The organism is Thioalkalivibrio sp. ALMg9 (genome assembly GCF_000380625.1).
Classification (GTDB): Bacteria; Pseudomonadota; Gammaproteobacteria; order Ectothiorhodospirales; family Ectothiorhodospiraceae; genus Thioalkalivibrio; species Thioalkalivibrio versutus.
Genome location: NZ_AQYC01000004.1, coordinates 66,091 through 87,779 on the forward strand (window position 1 = coordinate 66,091; position 21,689 = coordinate 87,779).

Genomic DNA, 21,689 nt, shown 5'->3' on the forward strand with positions numbered 1-21,689 from the left:
CCCGGCACCCGGGGGACGGCAAGCCCCAGGGACACCCTGATCGGTGTATCCCTGGATGCCTGCCTGTCGCCTCGGCGAACGGATCAGAACTGCATCCCGACCTTGCCCATCACGCGCATGTTGTCGGCATCCGCGCGGCGGCCGTCGAAACGGTCGTTCTCGGTGAACTGGTAGCGCGCCTCCAGCCCCAGGAACCACTGGCGATCCAGCTGGTACTTCAGGCTGCCGCCCACCTGGGCCGCCCACAGGCCGTTCGTCTCGTCGTCCAGTTCGGCCCGCACGTAACCGATGCCCGGACCGAAGCCCAGCGACAGACGTTCGTTCGGTTCGAACATCCAGTGGCTGTTGATCTCGGCGCTGGTCATCTTCAGTGGATCGTCGCTGTAGCGGCTCACGCTGAAGTGATGACGCAGCACCCCGGTGGCCGGCTGAAACAACTGGCAGTTGGCACCGATCTCGACTCCATAGGCCGCATCGGAACTGGCATCGGAGAGATCCGGAGAAACCACCCCGCCCAGCAGGGCCACGCTGGGCTCCATGCCGCGCTCGACCGCGCTGGCCTGCGCGAACGGCACCAGCACGAATGCACCCAGGGCCAACATCGACATCGTCTTCTTGTGCTGCATCGCACACCTCCTGATCAACATGAATAAGCAGACGCTAATGGTAGACCAGCATGGCGTGATCTTCATCACGCGCTCACGGAACGCGTGGCCCGGAATGGAATTTTCCTCCCCGCAGTTGCATCTCTCAGCCGAAGCTCGACCCCGGAAGGGTTTTCCTGATCCCTGAAAAATTCAGGGGAACCCTCGGCGGCCGAAGGCCTCGAAGGGGGTGAACCCGCCCAACCCGAAAAGGCGAAGTTCGCTGTTCCAAGCAACAAGAAGAACCATCCACTCAGAAGCAAACGGAGGACCTCATGTCCGACCAACCGAATGCAAACCGTCGAAAGTTCCTGCGTCAGGCATCCGCGGCCGTGGCGGCCATCCCGGTGATCAGCCTGGCTGGGATGTCCACGGCCAAGGCCGACAACCCCAAGGCCGAGGATGGCCACCGCCACGACTACGTGAACAATGCAGCAGACGCTGCCGGTCACGAGGACTACTCGGAAGGCGAGAAGTGCAAGAACTGCGCCTTCTGGGGCGGCGGCGACGCCGAATGGGGCCAGTGCTTCCACGCCGACTTCCAGGGTGTTCAGGTGAACGCGTCTGGCTGGTGTGACGAGTACGTCGGGGCCTGATCCTGACACCTCTGTCCGGCCCGGGTATCCGGGCCGGACGCTGGCCTCCCGCAGCACTCCCCCGCTGCGACTTGCATCCCCGCCGCACCACCCCGCAAGCTAGACCCTCAATTCCGTAAACCGGCCTCACTCTTGCCGAACGTGGCCGAAAGGAATGTGCGTGCCTGACCACTCATCCCGGCCGTCTCGCCGCATCGCCTCCGGCGACCCACGCCCCGACTCGCGAGTCGGCCGCTGATGGACCCCTCGCCCGCCGCTTTCACCATCCTCTACCTGGTCTACGGCCTGGCGTTCTTCTCGCTGGGTGTGGTCGCCCTGGTCCTGCCGCGGAGCGATGGCACGCTGCCATTTGCCCGGCATTTCTGGCTCCTGGCCCTGTTCGGTCTGGTCCATGGCACCTACGAATTCCTGCAGGCCGCAGGCCTTCACTATCCGCCCGCCCGGGACCTGTGGCTCAACGCCACCTGGCAACTGCTCTCCTATGTGCCGCTGCTGGAGTTCGGACGGCGCGCCCTGATCGCCAGCCATGCGCGCATCCGCCTGGATGCCCTGTGGCTGTACCCGGTCATCGTTGCCGGGCTGCTGCTCGTCATCGGGATGGCGGAGGACCCGGACCGCGGCCTCGCCAATGGCGGGCGCTATCTGGTCGGCTTCCCCGGCGCGCTGCTCGTCGGCCTGGCCTTCTGGTTCCTGCTGCGGCGCCCCACCCTGCGCGCCCCGCAACCCGGCGATCATGGCCGCCACTATCCGGCCGTAGCCACCCTCGCACTGGCCTTCCTCGGCTATGCCCTGCTGACCCCGTTCCCGGGGACCGTCGATCCGGGGCTGCCCGGCTGGCTGCCAACCTATGGCGACTTCCTCGAGGCGAGCGGGCTGCCGGTACAGCTGTTGCGCATGTTCACGGCCCTCCTCGCCGGCATCGCACTGATGAGCCTGACCCGCACCCTCGGCACCCAGCAGGGCAACGACCTGCTGCGCATCCTCGACACCCTCAACGGCTTCGTCTATCGCTGCCGCAACAACCCGACCTGGGACGTGATCAATGCCGAGGGCGCACTCGAGGAGTTCACCGGGTACCGGCGCGGGGATTTTGTCGAGGGCGGCATGACGTTCGGCGACCTGGTCCATCCGGATGATCGCGAACGGGTATGGCGCGAGGTCTCGGAGGGCCTTCAGCGCTCCGGTCAGTTTCAGATCCAGTGGCGCATGATGCGGCAGGATGGGGGCGTATGCTGGGTCTTCGAACGCGGGGCCGGCACCTACGACGACCGGGGCCGGCTTCGGTACATCCAGGGCCACGTGATCGATGCCGACGAACTGGTCACCACCAGCGAGAGCCTGCGCGCCAAAACCGACGAACTGGAGGCCTTTCGCTCCACCCTCGATCTGACCCTGGACGCGGTCTTCCTGTTCGATGTCGAGACCCTGCGCTTCATCTACGTGAACCAGGGGGCGGTGGACCAGACCGGCATCCCGCGCGAGGAACTGCTGACCCTGCACCCCTTTGATATCAAGCCGGACTTCCCTGAAGGCCGCTTTCGTCAGCTGATCGAGCCCCTGCGCCGGGGCATACGCGACCAGCTCCGCTTCGATACCAGCCACCGGCATCGCGACGGCTTCGATGTGCCGGTCGAAATCTCCCTGCAGCTGGTCGCACCCCGCGGAGAGACGGCCCGGTATGTGGCGATCTCGCACGACATCACCCAGCGCAAGCGCAACGAAGAGGCGTTGCTGCAGGCCCTGGCCGAGCTGGAGACCTCGCGCGACGAACAATCCCGACTGCTGGAACTGACCCAGCGCGAACAGGGGCGCATGGCCGCCCTGCTGTCCGCGATGAGCATCGGCATCCTGTTCGAGGACCGCGACGGCCGAGTGGAATACGTGAACCCGGCCTTCCGCCGGATGTGGGCCATCGACAACCAACTGGAATTGGTGGGACGGGCCTCACGCGAGGTGCTGGAGCACTCCACCCACCGCTTCGCCCGGCCGGACCACGCCTCGCGCCATGTGCTGCATGTGCTGGACACCCACGAGATCAGCGAACGCTTCGAGGTCGACCTGTACGACGGGCGCATCCTGACCCAGGTCTCCTACCCGGTGCACGATACCGACGAGCGCACCATCGGCCGCCTGTGGCTGTACGAGGACGTGACCCACGAGCGCCAGACCGCCCAGCAGCTGGTCTATCTGGCCGAGCATGATGCCCTGACCGGGCTCTACAACCGCCATCACTTCCAGAAGCACCTGGAACACATGATCCACAGCGAACGCCGCCGCAACGGCCGCTTTGCCCTGCTGTATTTCGATCTCGACGAATTCAAGACCATCAATGACACCTTCGGCCACCGCGCCGGAGACACCGTGCTGGTACGCGCCGCCGGCGAGATCGCGGCACTGGTGCGCAGCCAGGACATCTTCGCCCGCCTGGGCGGCGACGAGTTCGCGATCCTGGTCGACCGCGAATCGGATCAGGAACCCATCGAGCTGGCCGAACGCGTCGGCCGCGCAATCGCCTCGATCCCGTTCCGCTTCCGCGGCCAGAACTACCGGCTCACCGCCAGCATCGGCATCGCCCATTACCCCGAGCACGGTGACAACGTCGAAGATCTGGTGGCCCACGCGGACACCGCGATGTACCAGGCCAAGGACCTGGGCAAGAACACCTGGGCGGTATTCGACCGCAGCCGCAACACCGCCGAGCACATGCTGGAGCGGATGTCCTGGAGCCAGCGCATCGCTACGGCCCTGGAGCTGGGCCACCTGGAGCTGCACTACCAGGGGATCTACGCCATCGATGACGGCCACCTGCACCACCTGGAGGCCCTGGTGCGCATGCGCGACCCGACCAAACCCGACGAGATCGCCATGCCCGGCCAGTTCATCCCGATCGCGGAGAAGACCGGCCAGATCCTGGATATCGACCGTTGGGTGATCCGCGAGAGCATCGCCCGCCTGGCCGGCGACCCGACGATCGCCGGCATCGCGATCAACATCTCCGGGCGCAGCTTCGACGAACCCAGCCTTCCGCAGTACATCGCCCAACAGCTGGAACAGCATGCGGTCGAACCCCGCCGGCTGATCATCGAGCTGACCGAGACCGCCGCGGTGTCCGAGATGCAGGACGCCCAGCGCTTCATCGAGGCGCTGCAACAAACCGGCTGCACCGTCTGCCTGGACGACTTCGGCTCCGGCTTCTCCACCTTCGCCTACCTCAAGTACCTGGGCGTGCAGATCCTCAAGATCGACGGCATGTTCGTGCGCGACCTGCCCAACAACCGCGACAACCAGGCCTTCATCCGCGCGATGGTCGATGTCGCCCGCGGTCTCGACAAACGCACCGTCGCCGAGTGCGTGGAAGACGGCCCGACCCTCGCGATGCTGGCCGAACTGGGCGTGGACATGGCGCAGGGCTATCACCTGCACCGGCCATCCCTGGAGATCCCCCGCGAACGGAGCGACACGGAATAGGCCCAGCGTTCCTTTCCGGAAAGCGGCTCAGTCCATCACTTCGACACACACTCAACGAGCTCCGCCTCGTCCCCCTCGAAACGAAAGCCGACGGCATCCGTCGCGACCCGGAACTCGCCTTCCGCCTGTATCCAGCCCTGCTCCAGGACGCTCGCGTCGACCCGTTCGAACAGCCGCTGCAGCGCCAACGCAGTGGCACCCCGGGCCGCGTATTCCAGGCCGTGGCGCTCCCATCCGGCACGGGCCGCATCCGCCAGTCTCCAGCCGGTCTCGACGAACCCGGCAATCCACAGCGCGCGCAGCACCCCATCACCCCACTGCTGGCGCAACTGCGCCATCCCGGAACGCGTATCCGCGGCGGCCTCCACCGTCGCGACCAGCGATGCGGGCAACAGCTCGCGCCAGTCATCGCTCTCGAAAGCGCCCGGCATCAAATCCTCGTCGATAATCTGAACGAAGTCCGGGACCGGGTCGGAACCCGTGCGCTCCGCCAGCTGGATCAATGCCCCGGCCTCGTCGCGATAACCGGACAGGGCAAACCCGCACAAGTGATGATCCACGATGTCGTGCACGAACACCGACGTCGGGATGCGCTCGCCGGCGAAGGGCGTCGCCGCGATCACGTCCGCGCCGCGTCCTGGCAGATCCAGCTTCCAGCCACGCACCCCAAAGCCATCCGCCCAGGATTCGGCGTAGTGCGCCGGGATGGCCACGCCACCCTCGTCCCTATCCTGCAGACCCCGTTCGCGCGTCATTGGCTCGTCTCCGTACCAGGTGTCGCCCTTGCACTTTACCGACCGGTCAACTAGTGTGCAAAGACATGGAAGCCATCACACCCAACGACACCCGCGGCGCAAGCCGCGAAGCCCTGCTGCAGGCCGCCCGCGACCTCATTGTCACGCGCAGCTACGCCTCCGTCGGCATCGCCGAGATCTGCGCGCAGGCGGGCGTGCGCAAGGGCAGTCTGTACCATTTCTTCCCCGGGAAGGAGGCGCTCACCCTGGCGATGCTGGACGCGCTCTACGCGGACTTCGAGCGCGAGGTGCTGATCCCCGGGCTGTCGGGCGCCAACGGGCTCCGCGCTCGCATCGACGCGTTCGTCCAGGCGATCCATGCCTTCGAGGCGCGGATGCAGTCGGAATCCGGACAGCTGCCCGGCTGCCCCTTCGGCAACCTGGCGGTGGAGATGGGTACCCACAACCCGGCCCTGCGCCAGGCGATCCGGAAGCACCTGGATGCGGTCACCGCACATTTTCGCGCCGTGCTGGACGCGGCCGTACAGAACGGCGAGCTTCCGCCCGAAACCGACACCGCTGCTGCCGCCGAACAGTGGCTGGCGCTGATGGAAGGGATCCTGGTGATGGCCAAGGCCGATCAGGATCCGGCCACGATCCTGCGCCTGGGCCCCGCGCTCGGGGCGCTCCTGCTCAACCCGACCCCGGAGGTCCACCATGAGCGATGAACACTTCCCCCTGCATGACGCCGCCAGCGCCCCCGACGCGAAGCCGGCCTTCGAGCAGGCCGAGCAGACCTTCGGCATGGTCCCCAACCTGATCCGCAAGATGGCCAGCGCGCCAGCCCTGGCGGAGGCCTATCTGTCCCTCAATACCCTGCTGCAGCAGACCTCCATGAGCCCGACCGAGCAGTGCACCCTGTTGCTGACGGTCAGCCGCTATCACGACTGCGACTACTGCATGGCCGCGCACAGCATGACCGGCCGCATGACCGGCGTTCCGGACGGCGTGGTCGATGCGCTGCGCGAGGACCGGCCGATCGACGACCCGAAGCTGGAGGCACTGCGCCAGTTCACCCACGCCATGATCGAACAGCGTGGCTGGGTCGACGAGGCCACCCAGCAGGCCTTCCTGGACGCCGGCTACACGCATCCACAGATGCTGGAGGTGATCCTGGCGATCGGCCTGAAGACCCTGTCCAACTACACCAACCACATCGCCGGCACCCCGGTCGACGAGCCCATGGCCGGCGAGCGCTGGACGGCACCGGGCGCATAACCACGCCGTCCCAACGTCCCCGAAGGAGAAACCAACATGAGCGAAGAAACCGCCGATCTTGTTGTCATCATGATCACCGGGCCGGAGAACAAGCGTCGTCTGCCGTCGGCCTTCTTTCTGGCGGCCACCGCCGCCGCAAGCGAACAGAACGTCATCATGTACTTCACCGGGCCGGCCACGGAACTGCTGAAAACCGGCGTCCCCGAGAACATCCATCCCATGGAGGGCGGCAAGAGCATCGCCGACTTCATGAAGAACGCCATGGACAACGGCGTCCAGATGATGGGCTGCCGGCAATCGCTTGAGCTGAACGGAATGGATGAATCGGATCTGGCCTACCCGGACCTCCCCTTGCTTACGCCCTCGCAGGCCTTGCCTTCGCTGGGGTCGGCCGGCAAAGTCCTGACCTGGTAATCACACGAGGGGCCGCACCGGTGGCCCCTCTCCGACCGGAGGCGTACAGGGGCGTGCCGGACCATCGCAAGCGCATCCTCCTGCTGTCCGCCTATCGCGCCGACAGCCACGCGGCCTGGGCGGACTGGTTAACCAGCACCTTCGATGCGTTCGACTGGCAGCTACTGGAACTGCCGGGGCGCCACTTCCGTTGGCGCATCCGCGGCAACCCGATCTCCTGGCTGGACGCACTGGCGACCACGGAAGTCGACGCAGTCATCGCCACCTCGATGGTGGATCTCGCCACCCTGCGCGGACTCCAGCCCCACCTCGCCGCCCTGCCCACGCTCTACTACGTGCACGAGAACCAGTTTGCCTATCCGCTGGGCCCGCAACAGGTGGATTCGGTGGACCCGCAGATGGTGCAGATCTATGCGGCGCTGGCCGCGGATCGCATCGCCTTCAACTCGGCGTTCAACCGCGACTCGTTCCTGGAAGGGATGGCGACCCTGCTCGGACGCATGCCGGATGCGGTACCTTCCGGGATACGGGACCGACTGACGGAGCGCAGCGCGATCCTCCCGGTGCCGATCCAGCCAACGGCCGTGGCCGGCGGCACTCGCGATCCGGGCCTGATCCTCTGGAATCACCGCTGGGAATACGACAAGGCCCCGGAGGTCTTTGCCGAGGCCATGCTGACGCTGGCCGGGTCGGGCGTGGATTTCCGTCTTGCCCTGCTGGGGCCGCGGCCGGCGAATGCCCCCGAACCCCTGCAAAAGCTGCGCGAGGCCCTGGGGAACCGGATCATCGCCGATGGCAAGCTGCCCCGCAGCGAATACGACGCGTTACTGGGCCGCGCAGGCATCGTCGTCAGCACCGCCCGGCACGAGTTCCAGGGCCTGGCAGTGCTGGAGGCCAGCGCCGCTGGTGCCACACCGCTGGTCCCGGATGCCCTGGCCTACCGCGAACAATACCCCGATGCCTGTCGCTACCCGCAAGGCGATGTAGACACGCTGACGGAGCGCCTGCAGGCATGGCTGCAACAAGGGCCCCCGCCCGCACCCGACGTCCGCGCGTGGACGCCGGGGCGGTTGGAGCCGGATTGGCAAGGAATGCTGGACGACCTCGTCGCGGGCAGCCGCAAGAGGCCACGGGTCAGTCGCGGCTGACGACGACCCGATCCGACATCTCGTCCTCGGCCACGAACACCGGGCGGATCACGTCGCGGTAATTGCGGATGCGCTGCACGTAGTACACCGGCTGATACCCGCGCGCATAGCCGTAGCGCAGATCCTTGTAGTAACGCTCCTCGGTCAGTAGCGGCAGGATCTCGCGCATGTCGGCCCAGCGATCCGGGTCCCGTCCCAGCTCGCGCGCCAGGCGGCGCGCATCCAGCAGGTGGCCCCGGCCGATGTTGTAGGCCGCCAGCGCCAGGTAGGTACGATCCGGTTCGACGATGTCATCCGGCAGTAACCCGTGCTGACGCTGCAGGTAGCGGGCCCCGCCGTCGATGCTCTCCACCGGGTCCAGGCGATCGACGCCCAGCGACTCGGCGGTGCGACGGGTCAGCATCATCAGCCCGCGCACGCCCGTCGGGCTGCGCGCCTCCGGATCCCAGTGCGACTCCTGATAGGCCAGTGCAGCCAGCAGATCCGCGGGCAGATCCGTGCGCTCGGCCGCCTCCTCGAAGTGGGGATGGTACTGGGGCAGGCGATCCTCTATGCGCCGGTTCAGTGCGCGCAGGTCGACGAAGTCGAACTGGTTGATGTAGGCGTAATAGCGCTCGTCCACGAGGTCGCGCAGCTCGCGGCCACCGGCGCCCTGCATCCAGGTCGCAGCCAGCTCGGCGAGCTCGGCGTGTTCCGGATCGACATACCACCCCAGCGCGCGCGGCGCGGACAGATCGAAGGCGATGTCGAGATGCGGGAAGGAGCGGCGGTTGTAACGCACGATGTGCGAATCAGCCACGGTGCAGCCGATCTCCTGCCGGGCGACCTGCGCCATCAGGCGCTCGGTGCCGATCTCGCGCACCTCGAAATCGACCGATTCCGGAAGCGCCTCCTCCAGGGTTTCGACGTAGCTGCTGCCGGCCGAGACGACCAGATCGACGCCCTCCAGCTCGTCCGTCGAACCCGGCATGCCGGACAAGTCGCGATGGCAGACGACCTGCTCGCTCACCTCCATGTAGTGCGGACCGCGGCGAAAGCGCTCGTCACGCGACGGCAGATGGGTCAGACCCGCTGCCGCCATGTGCGCCGCGCCGGATTCGAGCGCATCGAGGACACCGGAAACCGAGTCGGCCATGACCCATTCCACCTTCCAGCCATGCGCCAGGGCAAAGCCTTCGACCAGGTCGTGCTCGGTGCCGGACGTCTCCAGATGCTGGTCAAAGTACCAGGTGGTGGGTGCGTTGCGGGTCACCACGCGCAGCGTGCCGGTCTCCTCCACGGAGGCCAGGCGATCGCCCGCAGCCGCGTTGGAAACCATCGTTCCGGATTGCCCGTTCTCCGAACCACACCCGGCCAGTAACGCCAGCAGGGCCGCCGGGATCAATGCCCGGAAGGCTCGCCCACAGCGCGCGGAGCGAGTGACCCGTCCCTTGCGCTTCGATTGTTCGGTCATACCGGTTTCCTTCCCGTCGGCAGCCGGCGTCAAACGCCAACCGATTCCATGACGGATCCATGAATGTCCGATACAGAGACTAGGGTTTTGCGGAATGGTTCTCAAAAATACCCACACTCGCGGGGTTGCAGAATCACCAAGTATCCGTTCACGGATGTTCAGCTCACCCGTGCCGGTGGGCACAAGGGCGACACGCCCTGTACAGTCGAAGTCCGGCCCATCGCCGAGCGAACGACCGCGGCCAGGAACAAGGCCAAAGGCTCCGCCAAACCCAGCGGGCATCCTTGAGGCCAGGGAGGCACTGATCAATTCGCACGCCCGTGCTCGAGTTGAGCAGTGCCTCCCTGGGGGAACGCCTCGACATCCGCGCGATCCAATCGCCCGTCACTTGCCAGGAGCGCGACAACATGCCCGTGGAATCCCTTCTCCTCCTCCTGCTCATCGGCGGCATTGCCGGCTGGCTCGCAGGCCTGCTGGTACACGGGTCCGGGCAGGGCATCCTGCTGAATATCGTGGTTGGCGTGATCGGCGCCTTCCTCGGCGGCTGGCTGTTCACCCAGCTCGGGGTGCAGGCAGCCGGACTGATCGGCAGCCTTGCCGCCGCCACCGTGGGCGCCGTGCTGCTGCTCGGTCTGCTTCGCTTGATCCGAAAGGCCTGATCCACCCGATCCAAGGAGTTCTCATGATCCAGATCCTCGGCATCATCCTGCTGGTTGGCGGCCTGATCGCCGCCCTGGTCGGTGTTCAGGACGCCTTCGGCATGCGCGAGCGCGCGGCGCGGCTGTTCCTTGGCCGCTTCACCCGGCGCACCCTCGCGCTGCTTATCGGTGGCGGCGTGGCCGCGCTGATCGGCCTGATCCTGATGACCTCGAAAATGTGATGCGGTTGGCGTGATCTTCCCGAGGCGGTAGGGTCCGCCTCGGGGGAGCCTGCGACCGACACCGGACGCGGCATCGCTGCGGCCCCCTGGAACAAAAAAAGAGGGGAGACCGCATGACTCTGACACCGTCGCGCCGCCTGGCGCTCTCGATCGCCGTTAGCTCCGCCCTGTTTGCCGCCCCCGCAACCCTGATGGCCGCCGGCTTCTACATCCAGACGCAGGGCGCGTCCGGCCTCGGCCGGGCCCATGCGGGGGATGTCGCCGTCGCCTCAAATGCCTCCACCATCTACTTCAACCCGGCTGGCATGACCCGCCTGAAGGGCAACGAACTCCAGGCCGGTGTGCATCTGCTGATGCCCAACTCCGAGGTCAATCAGCGCAGCACCCAGATCCCCGGGCGCGACAGCAGCAACCCCTATGACCCGACCCCGGTGCCCAACCTGTACTGGGCACAGCAGTACTCCGACCGAGTCTGGCTGGGCTTCGGCCTCAGCGCCCCGTTCGGCCTGAAGAATGAGTACAACGACAACTTCTTCGCCCGCTACGACTCACTGGAATCCGACCTGCGCGTGCTCAATCTGCAACCGAGCATCGCGTTCGAGCTGACCGACCGGATCTCCATCGGCGGCGGCCTCGACCTGCAGTACGCCGATGCCACCCTGCGCAGCGCGACACCGGACCCGGCCGGTCTCAATCCGGACACCGACGGGAAATTCGAACTCGAGGGCGACAACTGGGATGTCGGCTTCAACATCGGGATGCTGTTCGACCTGAGCGATGCGACCCGCCTGGGCATCCATTACCGTGAAGGCGTCACCCATACCCTCCAGGGCACAGCCACCGCGACGCTATCGACAAACGACCCCCTACGCGCCCAAGTAGGCGACACCATCGTTCAAGGTGGCCAGGCCGACCTGAAGCTACCCGATATCGCCTCGATTGGCATTCGTCATCGCTTCAGTGACCGCTGGACCGGCCTCGCCCAGTACACCTGGTTCAACTGGTCGAACTTCGACGAGATCCGGATCGAACTCGCGACCGGCGACCAGGTGCTGGAACAGAACTACCGCAACAGCTACGCCCTGGCGGTGGGGGCCGAGTACGCGATGAACCCGCGCTGGACCCTGCGTGGCGGCATCCAGTACGACCAGACCCCGACGCAGACCAACGGGCGCGGCACGCGCACCCCGGATGGCGACCGCACCTGGTTCTCCTTCGGCGCCAGCTACGCCCGCAGCGAGCGCTTCACCTTCGACCTGGGCTACAGCTACATCCACATCGCCAGCGAGGATCTCGACATCACGCGCAGCTTTAACGGGACCGACATCAACATGCAGGGCACGACCAAGGGTCACGTGCACGTCCTGTCGGCCGCCATGCGCTACCACTTCTAGCGCCGAATCCGGGGCCGGGCATACGCCCCGCCCCGTTCATCACCGCTCCAGCTCCACTTCGCAGGCCGCCGCCAGGGCGCGCCGGTCGGCGTCACTCAGATCGCGCCGCCCGGCGTTGGCCTCGCCCAGGATCGCGTGCATCACCGCGGTCGGGTCGTCCACATGCTCGATCCCCAGGGCGTGCCCCAGCTCGTGCGCCAGCGTCAGGCGCAGCTCGTCCGCGTCACTGGCCTTGTACACGGTGATGGAGCGCCGCGCGCCCTGCTGCTCGTAGACCGCCATATCGAAGGCCCCGGTCGCGCCGATCTCGCGTTTCAGTTCCGCGACCCGTTCGTTGAAGCCATCGATCTCGCCCTCGAGGTCGCGGATCTCGCGGTTGAGCTCGTCGCGCCGACGCTCCAGCGTGCGGCGGCGCTGCTCCAGGTCGTCCCGCGCCGCATCCAGCGCCCGGCGCTGCCGTTCCAGCCGCTCGCGGTTCCCCGCGCTGTGCGCCATGCGTCCGGCATTCCAGGCGGCCACCGCCTCTTCGTACTCGCGCTGGCGCGCCTGAAGGTCGTCCAGGCGTCGCTGATAGCCCGCGGCATCCGCCGCCAGCGCCGAGTGACGGTGATCCAGGCGCTCCTCGCGCTCGGCGATCCCCCGCTTGAGCCGGTCCAGCTCCGCGCGCGCCCGGTCGCGGCTCTCGGCACCCGCCTGGCGCTCGTCGAACACCAGCCGCACCGGCATGCCTTCGCCCTCGCGCTGATGGAAAAGTGTTTCCGGCGTCTGCCCGTCCCACATGCTCACGGCCGCATCCAGGGCCGCCTGCACCGCGTCACGCTCCAGCCGGAAGCGCGGGTCCACAGCCTCCAGATGCAGGGTGATGGGCACCTCGCAGCGCGGCGCGGCCAAGTGCGCATGCCCCGCGGAGCCGCCCGACAATTGCCCCTCCTGCCACAGGACACCGCCCAGCGCGAGCGCCCCGACACCGCCGACCAGCCATAACGGTATTGCCATTACAGTTCCTCCCTCGCACACACCCAAGGTACCAGCCAACGGGCACCGCCACCCGCGTTTGCCCCGTCATGACGCGCCAGGCACCATTGGGCAAGACGCACTCACGCCCCTTTCAGGAGACAGCCATGCTGCGCATCCTTCTTGCCGTCCTGCCGCTCGTTGCCCTGCCGCTCGTCGTCCAGGCCGAGACCCCGAACATCCAGCCCGGTCTCTGGGAAAACCAGACCACCATGATCATGGAAGGCATGGGCGGCATGCCGGACCAGACCGAGACCACCACCGAGTGCGTCACCCAGGAAGACCTCGACCGCGGCGAGAACATCATCGAGGCGCCGGAAGGCTGCACCCTGGACCAGATGGACATGACGGCCGACCGCATGGACTACACCATGAGCTGCCCCGGCCCGCAGGGCGGACGCATGCAGATGGACGGCAGCATGCGCTTCATGGGCGATCGCACCGAGGGCGAAATGACCAGCGAGATGGACACCCCCATGGGCCGGATGAACGTGCGCATGGAGATGCGCGGCCAGCGCATCGGCGACTGCTGACCCCCTGTATTCACCACGAATACGCACGAAGAAAAGTCCGGGGGCTGAAGTTACGCAAGTCGCTACCCCTGCTTGTGCCTCTTCCCAGATCGTTTTTCTTCTCCGTGCCCTCTGTGACCTCCGTGGTGAATATTCTTTCGCTCTGGCCCTTCTTCGTGTGCTTCGTGGTCGTTAAGCCCTGCGCCAGAGAAGGATCTGATTGTTGGCCGGCAGGTCGATGACCGCCGCGGGCTCGAGGCCGGCGGCGGTGGCGAGGGCATCCAGGTCGGCGCGGTCGCGCACGCCCATGCCCGGATCTTGCGCCCGCAGCATCTGGTCGAACCGGGCGTTGGATTCGGCAGTATGCGAACCGTCGTGGGCAAACGGGCCGTACAGCGCGAACAGCCCACCCGGCGCCAGTACCCGGGCCACGCCGGCAAACAGCGCCTCCACCGCCGGCCAGTGCATGATATGCACGGTATTCGCGCTGTAGACGTACTCGAACGGCCCCTCCGGCCAGGCATCCCGTAGCACGTCCAGTTTCAGCGGGGGCCGCAGATTGGGCAGGGCCGCGTCGCGTCGCCAGGCCTCCACGCCCGGCAGGTTCTCGGCCACGTCACTGGGATACCAGTCGAGATGCGGCAAAGCCGCGGCGAAATGCGCCGCGTGCTGCCCGGTGCCGGCGCCGATCTCCAGCACCCGTCCATGCGCAAGGAACTGCTCGCGCAGCTGGGCCAGGATCGGCGCGCGGTTTTGATCCGCGGCCGGGGCATAGGGCTTGTCGGAGGTCATCGCAGCGATCCGTTCACGGGGGACAAGGCAGTATTCTGGACGCCCCGCAACCGCACTGCCATGATCGGGACACACCCTATTTCCAGGCTGCCCTGATGACACCCCGCTTCCGGTTGTTCCTGCCCGCCCTGCTCGTCCTGTTGCTGGTCATGGGCGGCGAGGCGCTGGCCCGCGACATGGCGACCGACCCGGAGCGCCTGCTGCCGGTCGAACTGGCCACCGTCGGGGTGGATGCCGGCTCCGGCACGCCCATCGCGCTGTTGCGACACCCGGCGTCCGGCGAGGTGGTCCCGATCGTGATCGGGACCGACCAGGCCCGCGCGATCCTGCTGGCCATGCACGACATAACACTGTCGCGCCCGCAGACCCACGACCTGATGATCGACCTGCTGGAGCAGATGGATGCGCGCCTGGAACGGGTGATCATTGACGGCCTGGAGAACGGTACCTATCTCGGCTGGCTGGAGGTACGGATCGCCGGCGAGGCCGAACCCCGGTTGATCGACACCCGCCCCAGCGACGGGCTCGCCCTGGCGGTACGCAGCGGGGCCGCCATCCATGTCGCGCCGGAAATCCTGGAGGCCGATGTCGCCTTCGACTACACCCCGCCGGGCGAGGACGAGGTCGTCACCGCCCTCGGCATCACCGTTGTGGAGGCCCGCAACGACCTGCGCGAAGCCCTGCAACTGCCGGACGAATCCGGCGTACTGGTCAGCCGTGCCGCGGGCCGCGCCGCCGCCGCGGGCCTGACCCACGGCGCCCTGATTCTGAAAGTGAACGGGCGCACGCCCACCACCCCGATGGACTTCCTCGAGGCGATCTCCGCCACACCGGAGGGCGAGCCCGCCGAAATCCGCTACTGGCTGGATGGCGAGACCCGCAGTATCACGCTGCCCACGGACGTCCCCGAGATCGAGGAGTCCGACGACGCCCTGACCGTCTGAGCAGAGCCGGAACGGACGCGGGTCAGTCCCGCGGCGGAAGCCGCGGGCGCAGCCAGTCGAGCGTGGCGGTGGTTGCCGGATCGTGCTCGCCGGCGGTCGCGCCGGGCGCCAGGTCCTCAAGCACCTGACCGGCCAGCTGCTTGCCCAGCTCCACCCCCCACTGATCGAAGGCGTTGATCCCCCACAGCGTGGCCAGCACGTAGATCTTGTGCTCGAACAGCGCGATCAACGCGCCCAGCGTGGCCGGATCCAGGCGTTCCAGCAGAATCAGCGTGCTCGGCCGATTGCCGGGGAAGGTCCGATGCGGCGCCAGCGCATCGATCGCCTCCGGCGACTGCCCCGCCGTCGCCATCTCGGCGCGCACCGCGGCCTCGTCCTTGCCCATCGCCAGCGCCTCGGCCTGCGCCACCAGGTTGGCCAGCAGCAACGGGTGCTGCGCCGGCAGGTCGTGCTCGGGGCGGGCCACGCCGATGAACTCGGCCGGGATGAAGCGCGTGCCCTGGTGGAGCAACTGGAAGAAGGCGTGCTGGCCATCGGTGCCCACCGCACCCCAGACCACCGCGCCGGTTGCGTCCGTCACGACCTGCCCGTCCAGCCCCACGCGCTTGCCCAGGCTCTCCATCTCCGCCTGCTGCAGGTACGGCGGCAGCAGCGACAGGCGTTCGTCGTAGGGCAGTACCGCGCGCGACTGTGCCCCCAGCAGGTTCTGGTTCCACAAATCCACCAACGCCATGCGCACCGCGGCATTGCTGGAGACCGGCGTCTGGCGCACGTGCTCGTCCATGGCATGAGCCCCGCCGAGAAACGCACGGAAGCCGTCCATGCCGAGGAGCAGCGCCACCGGCAACCCGATGGTGGACCACACGGAATAGCGCCCGCCGACCCAGTCCCAGAAGCCGAACATGTTGTCCGGGTCGATACCGAACTCCGTTACCCGGTCGCGTGCGGTGGAGACCGCCACGAAGTGGCGCGCGACGGCCGTGTCGTCCGGCGCATGCCGCAGCAGCCAGGCGCGGGCCGCACGGGCGTTGGTCAGGGTCTCCTGGGTGCCGAAGGTCTTCGATGCGACGATGAACAGCGTGGTTTCCGGATCGGCCTCGCGCAGCACGGCGGAGAGCGCCGCGCCATCCACGTTGGAGACGAACTGCACGGTCAGCGGCACGCCGTCGGCCGTCGCCTGTGCATGCGGCGCAAGCGCCCGGCAGACCATGCGCGGCCCGAGGTCGGAGCCGCCAATGCCGATGTTCACCACGCGACGGATCGGACGCCCGCTGTAGCCACGGTGGGCCCCGTCGTGGATCCGCCGTACGAACGTCTCGACCCGGTCGAGCTGCGCATGCACCTGCGGAACCACATCCGCGCCATCCACTTCACAGTGGGCGTCGCGCGGCAGGCGCAGGGCCGTGTGCAGGGCCGCCCGCCCCTCGGTGGTGTTGACCCGCTCGCCGGCAAACAGCGCCCGCACCGCCTCCGATACCTCACAGGCCGCAGCGCGTTCGTACAGGGCATCCCAGGCCGCACCGTCCAGGCGCTGGCGCGTCCAGTCCATGCGCAACCCGGCGACCTCCTGTACGTCGCGTTGCACTCGATCCGGATCGCGCGCGAACAGCTCGCGCAGGGGCTCGTCCGCCAGCCGTCGGGCCTCGACCCGCAAGGCACTCTCCATCACCGCACCCACTCCTGCCGCCATTCTTTTCCCTCGGTTGTTAGGAGTTGCTGGTCAATGTACACATTCGCGTTCGTGCCCCATGTCCAATGGTCCCCCATTCTTTGGGCAGGGGCTGCACACCGGATCGAGGGCCACAAGGCATCAACGCAAAGTATATTGATCAGTGTCTCTCTAGACCTCCAGAGTGCCGCCCCGGCCCCTGCGTTACAATTAGCAGAAAGTCATCCGGCGCCGCCGGTTCCGCACTTGGGGATTTTTTGCATGCGCATCCTGTTCGCCAGCAGCGAGGCCCACGGCCTGGTCAAGACCGGGGGGCTCGCCGATGTCAGCGCCAGCCTGCCCGCCGCCTTGCGCCGGCGGCGCCAGGATGCCCGTCTGGTGCTGCCCGGCTACCCCGAGGCCTGTCGCAACCTGGTGGATGCCACCCCGCGCCCGGGTCCGGACGGCGCCCCCTGGCAGATCCTCGAGGGCCGCCTGCCCGGGGCCCGGCTCCCGGTCTACCTGATCGACTGGCCGGAATACTTCCAGCGCGCCGGCAACCCCTACAGCGCCAGCAACGGCATGGACTGGCCGGACAACGCCCAGCGCTTTGCCGGTTTCGCCCGCGCCATCGTGGCCCTGGCACGCGACGAGGCCGGGCTGGACTGGGCTCCGGAGCTGATTCACCTGAACGACTGGCAGACCGGTCTCGTGCCACTGCTGCTGGACCCGGAGCGCACCGGCGTTGAACGCCCGCGGACGGTGTTCACCATCCACAATCTGGCCTACCAGGGCCTGTTCCCGGCAAACACCGTGCAGGATCTGAACCTGCCCGCGGAGCTATGGCACCCGGAGGCCCTGGAGTTTCACGACCAGCTTTCATTCATGAAGGCGGCCCTGGTGTTCGCCGACACGATCACCACCGTCTCGCCCACCTACGCACGCGAGATTCAGGAACCGGCCTACGGCATGGGGCTGGACGGCGTGCTGCGCGCCCGCGGCGCCGACCTGCACGGCATCCTCAACGGGGTCGACTACAGCGACTGGGATCCGGCGCGCGACCGCCACATCGCCGCGCGCTACAGCGCCGAGGACCTCGCGGGCAAGGCCGCCAACAAGGCTGCGCTGCAGACCCGCATGGGCCTGGAGACCAACCCGGAGACCCCGCTGCTGGGCCATGTCGGCCGCATGGTCGAGCAAAAGGGTGTCGATCTGCTGCATGCCGCCTGCACGCCGCTGCTGGAGGCCGGGCGCATCCAGCTGGCGCTGGTCGGCTCCGGCCAGAAGGACCTGGAACACGCCACCGGCGCCCTCGCCCGCGCTTACCCCGGCCAGGTCGGCGTGCACATCGGCTACGACGAGCCGCTGGCCCACCAGATCGAGGCCGGGTCCGACCTGTTCCTGATGCCGTCGCGCTTCGAGCCCTGCGGGCTCAACCAGCTCTACAGCCTGCGCTACGGCACCCCGCCGGTGGTCCACGCCACCGGCGGTCTGGCCGACACCGTCGTGGATGCCACGCCGGAGAACCTGGAGGCGGGCACCGCCACCGGTTTCAGCTTCACCCCGGACAGCGTCGCCGCCCTCGGCGCCGCCCTGGAGCGCGCCCTGGCGCTGTATACCGCCCGCGGCGACGGCCACTGGGAACAGCTGATGCACAACGGCATGGCGCGCGACTTCGGCTGGACCGCCAGCGCCGATGCCTATCTCGCCCTGTACCGCGAACAGCTTCCGCGCCGCAGCCGGCGTGCGAAGGCGGCATCTGCGCTATAATCGCGTCCTTTTCGCGACCTCCCGAACCCCAACCGGCAAGCCCAGGCAGCGGCGATCGTCGTCCTGCGCGCACAGGCCCGATATGACTCGAAGCGATCAACACGACCGATTCCTCCCCAAGGACAAGGAACTGCGCGCCCGCGTGCGGCTGTTCGGGGAACTCCTGGGCAACGTGATTCACGACCTGGAAGGCCAGGCCGTGTTCGACGCGGTGGAGAAGCTGCGCCGTGGCTTCGTCAGCCTGCGCAAGGACGAGGATCCGGACCTGCGCCGCCAGCTGATGGCCGACATCACGCACTTCGACGCCTCGCTGACCGAGCGCGTGATCCGCGCCTTCAGCATCTACTTCAGCCTGGTCAACATCGCCGAGGAAGACCTGTTCTACCGCTGGCGCCGCGCCCAGGTCTCCAGCGGCGAGCCGCTGTGGACCGGCTCCTTCGACCAGACCCTGCGCGAGCTGCATGGCGAAGGCGTCACCGCCGAGGAGCTGGAACGCCTGCTCAACGAGCTGCACTACCAGCCGGTGTTCACCGCCCACCCGACCGAGGCCCGCCGCCGGACCACGATGGAGAACCAGCGCCGCGTGTTCGAGACCGCCGACCGGCTGAACCAGCCGGGGCTGGGCGAGGAGGAACGCCGCCTGATCACCGAGGAACTGGAGACCCAGATCCAGATCCTCTGGCGCACCAACGAGGTGCGGGTGAAAAAGCCGCAGGTTCAGGACGAGATCAAGTACGGCCTGTTCTATTTCGAGGAGAGCCTGTTCGAGGCCATCCCGCAGTCCTACCGCTTCCTCGAGAAGGCCATCCGCCGGATCTACGGCGTCAACCCGGACGGCAGCCTGCCGGTACGCATCCCGGCCTTCCTGCACTTTGGCTCCTGGATCGGCGGCGACCGCGACGGGAACCCGAACGTGACCCCCGAGGTCACCGAGCTGTCCTGCCGCCTGGCAATGGAACAGGTCCTGCGCGAGTACCTCAAGCGGGTCAACCACCTGCGCAACGTGCTGACTCACTCATCCTTCATGTGCCAGCCGTCGCAGGCATTCCTCGACAGCCTGGACGCCGACTCCAATATCGCCAACGCGGTGTTCCAGGGCGCCTCCGACCGCTTCGAGAGCGAGCCCTACCGGCGCAAGCTCTACATCATGCGCTACCGTCTGCGCGAGACCCTGGACACCGTGGTGCGCCGGGTCCGCGGCGAGGCCGCCGTGCTGCCGACCAACAGCGCCTATGCCGACGCCCAGGCCTTCCTGAACGACCTCAAGCTGATCCGCGACTCGCTGGTCAGCCATGGTGATCGCAACATCGCCAGCGGCGCGCTGACCGACCTGATCCGCCTGGTCGAGACCTTCGGCTTTCACCTGCACCACCTGGACGTGCGCCAGGAGTCCACCGTCCACTCCGACGCGATCGCGGAACTGCTGGGCCAGTTGGCACCGGACACCGACTACGCCGCGCTGGACGAGACCGGCCGCCAGCAGGCGCTGAGCGAACTGATCGCCTTGGAGAACCTGCCCGAGGTGGACCGCAAGCCCCTGGGCGAGAGCACCCGCGAGACCCTGCGCGTGTTCGAGGTGATCCAGAGCATGCGCCGCGAGGTCGGTCCGGACGGCATCGGCACCTACGTGATCTCCATGACCCACGCCGCCTCGCATGTGCTGGAGGTCCTGCTGCTGGGCCGTCTGGCAGGTCTCGCGGGCAACGACGAAGAAGGCAACCCGTTCTGCCATCTGCGCATCTCGCCGCTGTTCGAGACCATCGAGGACCTGCTGCATGTCGAGGACGTCCTCGAGGGCCTGCTGTCCAACCCGGTATATGCACGACTGCTGGCCGCCTCCGGCAACATCCAGGACGTCATGCTCGGCTACTCCGATTCCTGCAAGGACGGCGGCATCCTCGCCTCCAGCTGGAACCTCTACGAGGCACAGAAGAAGATCGTCGGCATTACCGATCGCTTCGGTGTGCGCTGCCAGCTGTTCCACGGCCGCGGCGGCACCGTCGGGCGCGGCGGCGGCCCGACCCACGAGTCCATCCTCGCCCAGCCCCCGGCCACGGTGCAGGGCCGGATCAAGTTCACCGAACAGGGCGAGGTCCTGTCGTACAAGTACTCCAACGTGGAGACCGCGGTGTACGAGCTGGGCATGGGTGCGACCGGCGTCATGCTGGCCTCGCGCAGCCTGATCCGGCCGCCGCGCAAGGACCGCGACGACTACCGCGCCACCATGCACGAGCTCGCGCAGGCTGGCGAGGATGCCTACCGCGAGCTGATCGACCGCACCGAACGCGTGCTCGATTACTTCTACGAGATCACCCCGGTACAGGAGATCGGCTTCCTGAATATCGGCTCGCGGCCGTCGCACCGCCGCAAGACCGATCGCTCCAAGAGCTCGATCCGCGCGATCCCCTGGGTCTTCGGCTGGGCCCAGGCGCGCCACACCCTGCCCGCCTGGTACGGCATCGGCACCGCGCTGGAACAGTGGCGCGGCGATGACCCCGAACGCCTGGCCCAGTTGCAGCGGATGTACCAGGAGTGGCCGTTCTTCCGCTCGTTGCTGTCCAACTGCCAGATGGCCCTGACCAAGGCCGACATGCGCACCGCCGCGGAGTACGCCCGCCTGTGCAGCGACCCGGAACTGGCCGAGCGCATCTACGTCCTGGTGCGCGAGGAACACAGCCGCACCGTCACCGAAGTGCTGCGCGTGGCACAACTGGAACGACTGATGGACGAGACGCCCCTGCTGGCGCGTTCGCTGCAACGGCGCAACCCGTACCTGGACCCGCTCAACAGCATCCAGATTCACCTGCTGCGCGAGTCCCGCCAGTTCGACGCCGAGGCCGACGACGACGCCGACGAAAATCCGTGGCTGTCGCCCCTGCTGCGCTCGATCAACGCGATCGCCGCGGGCATGCGCAACACCGGCTAAAGCCAACGGGCTCGCGGGCCTCCTACGGCGGGGGTCCGCGATCGTCATCCTGCCAGCACAACGGGGCGTCTACG

Annotated in this window: 19 protein-coding genes; 13 read left to right on the plus strand and 6 right to left on the minus strand. The window is 67.3% G+C overall.

Annotated elements, in window-relative coordinates; translation table 11 throughout:
• Positions 1-83: 83 nt before the first annotated feature.
• Positions 84-626 (minus strand): outer membrane beta-barrel protein, encoded by a 543-nt coding sequence (locus tag F792_RS0100850; RefSeq protein ID WP_018167986.1) that lies wholly within the window; start codon positions 624-626, stop codon positions 84-86.
• A 293-nt stretch (positions 627-919) separates the two neighbouring features.
• On the opposite strand from F792_RS0100850, the gene F792_RS0100855 reads away from it, so the two are divergent.
• Positions 920-1,240: a high-potential iron-sulfur protein gene (locus F792_RS0100855; RefSeq protein ID WP_018146315.1), complete on the plus strand. Its 321-nt coding sequence runs from the start codon at positions 920-922 to the stop codon at positions 1,238-1,240.
• Between the two features lie 237 nt (positions 1,241-1,477).
• A complete protein-coding gene (locus F792_RS0100860; protein ID WP_018167987.1) occupies positions 1,478-4,708 on the plus strand; it encodes an EAL domain-containing protein in 3,231 nt (1,076 codons plus the stop codon).
• A gap of 35 nt (positions 4,709-4,743) precedes the next feature.
• Here the strand turns inward: F792_RS0100860 and F792_RS0100865 are convergent, their stop codons facing one another.
• Positions 4,744-5,463, minus strand: a complete 720-nt coding sequence (locus tag F792_RS0100865) for a hypothetical protein (RefSeq protein WP_018167988.1) — start codon at positions 5,461-5,463, stop codon at positions 4,744-4,746.
• 65 nt (positions 5,464-5,528) lie between these two features.
• Here F792_RS0100865 and F792_RS0100870 point away from each other — a divergent pair, with 65 nt between their 5' ends.
• Genes F792_RS0100870 through F792_RS0100885 form a run of 4 tightly spaced genes read left to right on the plus strand, consistent with a single transcriptional unit; the run spans position 5,529 to position 8,282 of the window.
• A complete protein-coding gene (locus F792_RS0100870) occupies positions 5,529-6,170 on the plus strand; it encodes a TetR/AcrR family transcriptional regulator (protein ID WP_018167989.1) in 642 nt (213 codons plus the stop codon).
• Entirely contained in the window at positions 6,160-6,720 is a 561-nt protein-coding gene (locus tag F792_RS0100875) for a carboxymuconolactone decarboxylase family protein (protein ID WP_018167990.1), read from the plus strand. The genes F792_RS0100870 and F792_RS0100875 overlap by 11 nt, the downstream gene beginning before the upstream one ends.
• A gap of 36 nt (positions 6,721-6,756) precedes the next feature.
• Positions 6,757-7,134 (plus strand): DsrE family protein, encoded by a 378-nt coding sequence (locus F792_RS0100880; protein WP_018167991.1) that lies wholly within the window; start codon positions 6,757-6,759, stop codon positions 7,132-7,134.
• A gap of 53 nt (positions 7,135-7,187) precedes the next feature.
• Positions 7,188-8,282 (plus strand): DUF3524 domain-containing protein, encoded by a 1,095-nt coding sequence (locus F792_RS0100885; protein WP_018167992.1) that lies wholly within the window; start codon positions 7,188-7,190, stop codon positions 8,280-8,282.
• Here the strand turns inward: F792_RS0100885 and mltF are convergent.
• Positions 8,269-9,735, minus strand: a complete 1,467-nt coding sequence (gene mltF / locus F792_RS0100890) for a membrane-bound lytic murein transglycosylase MltF (protein WP_018167993.1) — start codon at positions 9,733-9,735, stop codon at positions 8,269-8,271. The two genes, F792_RS0100885 and mltF, sit on opposite strands and share 14 nt — an antisense overlap.
• Before the next feature lie 407 nt (positions 9,736-10,142).
• Between mltF and F792_RS0100895 the strand changes: the two genes are divergently transcribed.
• The 3 genes from F792_RS0100895 to F792_RS0100905 all read left to right on the plus strand — a co-directional run bounded on the left by F792_RS0100895 (position 10,143) and on the right by F792_RS0100905 (position 12,009).
• The gene (locus F792_RS0100895) at positions 10,143-10,394 is read left to right on the plus strand and encodes a GlsB/YeaQ/YmgE family stress response membrane protein (RefSeq protein WP_026304801.1); all 252 of its coding nucleotides are present in this window, start codon (positions 10,143-10,145) and stop codon (positions 10,392-10,394) included.
• A gap of 23 nt (positions 10,395-10,417) precedes the next feature.
• Positions 10,418-10,615, plus strand: a complete 198-nt coding sequence (locus tag F792_RS0100900) for a DUF3185 family protein (protein ID WP_018146324.1) — start codon at positions 10,418-10,420, stop codon at positions 10,613-10,615.
• A gap of 113 nt (positions 10,616-10,728) precedes the next feature.
• Positions 10,729-12,009: an OmpP1/FadL family transporter gene (locus tag F792_RS0100905; RefSeq protein WP_018167995.1), complete on the plus strand. Its 1,281-nt coding sequence runs from the start codon at positions 10,729-10,731 to the stop codon at positions 12,007-12,009.
• Positions 12,010-12,048: 39 nt separating this feature from the next.
• Here the strand turns inward: F792_RS0100905 and F792_RS0100910 are convergent, their stop codons facing one another.
• The gene (locus F792_RS0100910) at positions 12,049-13,005 is read right to left on the minus strand and encodes a matrixin family metalloprotease (protein ID WP_018167996.1); all 957 of its coding nucleotides are present in this window, start codon (positions 13,003-13,005) and stop codon (positions 12,049-12,051) included.
• A gap of 125 nt (positions 13,006-13,130) precedes the next feature.
• Here F792_RS0100910 and F792_RS0100915 point away from each other — a divergent pair, with 125 nt between their 5' ends.
• Positions 13,131-13,556 carry a DUF3617 family protein gene (locus tag F792_RS0100915; protein WP_018167997.1) on the plus strand — a complete coding sequence of 142 codons (426 nt, stop codon included), beginning with the start codon at positions 13,131-13,133 and terminating at the stop codon, positions 13,554-13,556.
• A 171-nt stretch (positions 13,557-13,727) separates the two neighbouring features.
• Here F792_RS0100915 and F792_RS0100920 read toward each other — a convergent pair whose 3' ends face one another.
• Positions 13,728-14,327 (minus strand): DUF938 domain-containing protein, encoded by a 600-nt coding sequence (locus F792_RS0100920; RefSeq protein WP_018167998.1) that lies wholly within the window; start codon positions 14,325-14,327, stop codon positions 13,728-13,730.
• A 95-nt stretch (positions 14,328-14,422) separates the two neighbouring features.
• On the opposite strand from F792_RS0100920, the gene F792_RS0100925 reads away from it, so the two are divergent.
• Positions 14,423-15,271, plus strand: a complete 849-nt coding sequence (locus F792_RS0100925) for a bifunctional nuclease domain-containing protein (RefSeq protein ID WP_018167999.1) — start codon at positions 14,423-14,425, stop codon at positions 15,269-15,271.
• 22 nt (positions 15,272-15,293) lie between these two features.
• On the opposite strand, the gene pgi is transcribed toward F792_RS0100925, so the two are convergent.
• A complete protein-coding gene (gene pgi / locus F792_RS0100930) occupies positions 15,294-16,937 on the minus strand; it encodes a glucose-6-phosphate isomerase (protein WP_018168000.1) in 1,644 nt (547 codons plus the stop codon).
• A gap of 264 nt (positions 16,938-17,201) precedes the next feature.
• Here pgi and glgA point away from each other — a divergent pair, with 264 nt between their 5' ends.
• Together glgA and ppc are read left to right on the plus strand one after the other, a co-directional pair.
• Positions 17,202-18,689, plus strand: coding sequence for a glycogen synthase GlgA (glgA, locus tag F792_RS0100935; RefSeq protein ID WP_018168001.1), 1,488 nt, complete (start codon positions 17,202-17,204; stop codon positions 18,687-18,689).
• A gap of 82 nt (positions 18,690-18,771) precedes the next feature.
• Positions 18,772-21,615, plus strand: a complete 2,844-nt coding sequence (ppc, locus tag F792_RS0100940) for a phosphoenolpyruvate carboxylase (protein WP_018168002.1) — start codon at positions 18,772-18,774, stop codon at positions 21,613-21,615.
• Positions 21,616-21,689: the final 74 nt, after the last annotated feature.